General features: G+C 55.2%; 4 protein-coding genes. 2 read left to right on the forward strand and 2 right to left on the reverse strand.

Features of this window, described 5'->3' with window-relative positions; genetic code table 11:
* Positions 1–211 precede the first annotated feature (211 nt).
* Positions 212–1,903, reverse strand: a complete 1,692-nt coding sequence (locus ALO64_RS13265; protein ID WP_044345672.1) for an NAD-dependent malic enzyme — start codon at positions 1,901–1,903, stop codon at positions 212–214.
* 311 nt (positions 1,904–2,214) lie between these two features.
* Complete coding sequence (gvpU, locus tag ALO64_RS13270) at positions 2,215–2,697, reverse strand: gas vesicle accessory protein GvpU (protein WP_002552597.1); 483 nt, start codon at positions 2,695–2,697, stop codon at positions 2,215–2,217.
* A gap of 268 nt (positions 2,698–2,965) precedes the next feature.
* Between gvpU and ALO64_RS13275 the strand changes: the two genes are divergently transcribed.
* Positions 2,966–3,214 carry a CopG family ribbon-helix-helix protein gene (locus ALO64_RS13275; protein ID WP_002552596.1) on the forward strand — a complete coding sequence of 83 codons (249 nt, stop codon included), beginning with the start codon at positions 2,966–2,968 and terminating at the stop codon, positions 3,212–3,214.
* On the forward strand, positions 3,192–3,482 hold the full coding sequence (locus ALO64_RS24335) for a type II toxin-antitoxin system RelE/ParE family toxin (protein WP_081009242.1): 291 nt from the start codon (positions 3,192–3,194) through the stop codon (positions 3,480–3,482). Before ALO64_RS13275 ends, ALO64_RS24335 begins: the two co-directional genes overlap by 23 nt.
* Positions 3,483–3,912 lie beyond the last annotated feature (430 nt).

The raw sequence follows: 3,912 nt of genomic DNA on the forward strand, positions 1-3,912 counted from the left end.
AGTCTTTTTCAGAGTTTCCCCAGATAACTCCCGATGGCGCGCACTGTAGGCAGCGCTTCATCAATTTTATGTGAAAACGGTGAGAGGATTGGGTTGAATGAAGCTTATTTCACCGTGAAGCAATACGCGCCCATAAACGTGCACTTACTCCGCCAACAAAGCGTCTGCGCAAGCAAGCTAGCGCAGACGCTGTCACTCTGGAAACGCTCGATCAGACCGAACGACGGCGATAGGCACGATAGCCCGGCAGCCAGAAATTACGCTCGATGGCTTCAAGCAGTGCCTCTTCGGAAGTTTCCAGTGCCAAGCCTTCAGCCTGGGCCTCTTTGGCAACAGCCAGCGCAATTTTACGACTCACCTGCTGAATTTCCTTGAGTGGCGACAACACCGCATCGCCCTGCCCCGTGACCATCGGCGAACACTCGGCCAGCGCATTGGATGCCGCCATCAGCATACGGTCGGTGATGCGCGACACCTTGCAAGCCACCACGCCGAGTCCGATGCCCGGAAAGATATAGGAGTTGTTGCACTGAGCGATGTGCACGGTGCGACCGTTGATCTCCACCGGCGCGAACGGACTGCCGGTAGCAACCAGCGCATTGCCATCCGTCCAGCGCAGGATTTCTTCCGGCGTGGCTTCTACCTTGGAAGTCGGATTGGATAGCGGCATTACCAGTGGTTTGGCGCAATGTTTGTGCAGTTCGCGAATCACTTGCTCGGTGAACAGACCACGCTGCCCGGACACGCCGATCAACACCGTGGCCCCGGCGTTCGTCACCACGTCGAGCAACTGCGGGAAGGCTTCTGCGCCAGCAGTCCAGCCAGACACATCGGCGGTCTTTTGCGCCAGGCGCTTCTGGAAATCGAGCAGGTTATCCATGCTTTCGGTCAGCAGGCCGAAGCGATCAACCATGAAGATACGTTTGCGCGCTTCGCTTTCGCTCAGGCCTTCAATTCGCATCGCTGCGATGATGTGCTCGGCGATCCCGCAGCCCGCCGAACCGGCACCGACAAACACCACTTTCTGCTGGCCAAGGGTTTCATTCTTGGCCTTGCAGGCCGCCAGCAATGTACCCACGGCAACCGACGCAGTGCCCTGAATGTCATCGTTGAAGCAGCACAGCTCATCCCGATACTTCTCAAGCAACGGCATGGCGTTGGACTGGGCAAAATCTTCGAACTGCAATAACACGTCGGGCCAGCGACGCTGCACCGCGTCGATGAACAGCGCGATAAAGTCTTCGTATTCCTTGCCTGATACCCGCTCGTGACGCCAGCCCATGTACATCGGGTCATCCAGCAGCTCACGGTTGTTGGTGCCCACATCCAGCACTATCGGCAGCGTGTAGGCAGGGCTGATTCCGCCACAGGCGGTGTACAGCGACAGTTTGCCAATCGGAATGCCCATGCCACCGATACCCTGGTCGCCCAGACCGAGAATTCGCTCGCTGTCGGTCACGACAATGATTTTGATCCGGTCTTTGGTGGCGCTGCGCAGAATGTCATCGATGCGGTCACGCTCGGGGTAGGAAATGAACAGGCCACGGTGCGTGCGGTAGATCTTGGAGAATTCCTGACACGCCTGACCCACCGTCGGGGTGTAGATAATCGGCAGCATCTCGTCCAGATGCGAGTCCAGCAGGCGGAAGAACAGGGTTTCGTTGTTGTCCTGGATCGAACGCAGGTAAATATGCTTGTCCAGATCGCTCGCGCACTGCTTGTACTGGCTGTAGACCCGGGTGACTTGCTCTTCGATAGTCTCTACGTTCTGCGGCAGGAGCCCGATCAGATTGAATTCGACCCGCTCTTGCGGGGTGAAGGCACTGCCTTTGTTCAGCAGGGGCATTTCCAGCAGTGAGGGTCCTGCATAGGAAATATACAAAGGTCGCGAAGTTTTGGTCATTTTCTCTAATCGCCTTTTTCGTCTACTCATTAATTCTTTACGTCGACCGAGGCGGGCAGCCTGGCTCGTTTCTTGTTATTTTTTCTTGTCGCCAGTTCTCTATCAGGCCATGCCGAAAACCATTCGGCGTGTAAGGTCAGGGCGAACATATTACCCGGCTAAAGGCCCATTGCGACATTTTGTCGCGCAAAGAATGGCTAAGTGACGCTACTACCGGCGCAGCCTTCCTGACCAGCGGGTGCACATAGCACGCTGGAGACCGTCATCAGAATGGATGAGAACGCCCCGACGAAAGCCGGGGCCTGAAAAGGTCAGGACACGCCTGGTTTTTCAGCGATGAGCCCGATGGTGAAGCCGTCCACCGCCGAGATCCTGCCGCGCCACAACACACCTGCGTCGCAAATCGGATTACCGTCAGTGGAATAGGTCCGGCAATCCTTCAGGTGAATGAAATGGAATGCTGGCGTGTCTTCGGAAGACTCTCCCGGCTTGAAGGACAGAATCATTTCTTTCATCGTCGCGTCAGTGCCATTGGCAAACGAACTGAACGGCGCCGAAATATCGTCGGCCAACTGCTCAAAATAGGTGTCGTGAGAAATCAGGTGCCCGGAAACCAGATTCCCGCCCACCGACAGCGTCACGCCCAGCTCCACCTTGGTGTTCGCGACAAACTTGACCAGCCATTGCAGCAACCAGTCGATCTGCTTGCCCTGCCACTTGAACTGGGCAATCACATCATCATGGCTCTGACTGGGAGAGGGTTGCGACTTTTGTACCTGATCTACGTCCGACACCTGATAGCTCCTCGCCTCACAAAACTTTGAACCCAAGGTATAGATCAGAAAGGGCTAAAGGGGAAACCGGGAGGGGTGAATAGTTTGGGAGTGGTGATGGGGCGGCATCGTCCCGACTTCGCTCAAGCGTTCGGGGTTGCTGTCGATTTCCAAAAAGTGAATAGCAACTCGGCGAAAAGCACACAAATTTGTTGCGCAATCAAAGCCTCAAGTATACTTTTCAGGATTCTGTATACACTGTTTACAATCACCACCCGTGGAGGCCAATATGGCATCGCCTGTTTTGTCATTCCGTGTCGAAGAAGGCTTGGTCGAAATGCTAGACCAGCTAGCGCTTGCCACGGACCGTGATCGTCAGTACCACCTGAAACGTGCTTTGTCTCGCTATGTCGAAGCAGAAGCCTGGCACCTGAAAGCCATTGACGAAGGCTTAGCCGACATTGATGCAGGAAAGACGATCAATCTGGAAACGGTTAAAGCCAAGTGGGTAGCACGTGCCGCAAATCGAGTTAAGTGAAAAAGTCGATAGCGATCTGGAAGCGATTCATGAGCATTACGCGGGGCTGATGGGCCACCAGAGAGCTGACGAAGCCGTAAATACCATTCTGGAATCCATTGAGCAGCTCGCGACGTTTACGGGGATGGGACGCCCTTCCCAAACCCCGGACGTGCGCGAGCTGGTACTTACCCGCTACCCCTTCGTAGTGAGCTATGTGGTTCGCACCCAGGTCGTATTCATTGTTCGTGTACTGCATGAGCGGAACGAGCGCCTGAACACTGCATAAATCCAATGAGCACGCCAAGGTTAGCCGAATAGCCAAGCTCGCCATTGCCAAGGGTTCCGACCAATTGAGCGCCCTTCAAAATGCAGTCATTGCGCTCATCGCCAGAGAGCATGCGAGGGTCTGACGGACCCGGGCAGCTACCGCAAGGGTTGCCAGATAGTCCTTGAAGGCAAAGAGTTGGCAATATCACTCGAACAAGAGGCCTGCCATGGCAGCGCTCTCTGCGAGAACTGCATCAACGAGGCAGAACAGTACTCGAACGAGTGAGCCCGTTTCCAAAGGAGGTAAACCGCTCAGCACAGCACACTTCCATTGTGTCTGGGTACTGGGCAAAAAAAGGCCTGCAGCCCTCCGTCACCAGTGCTACAAGTTGATTCCCAGCAATCCAGAAAGCCGCTCACTGAGCATTGGATTGAACCGCCCCGGGTTT

The organism is Pseudomonas meliae, assembly GCF_001400515.1.
GTDB lineage: Bacteria > Pseudomonadota > Gammaproteobacteria > Pseudomonadales > Pseudomonadaceae > Aquipseudomonas > Aquipseudomonas amygdali.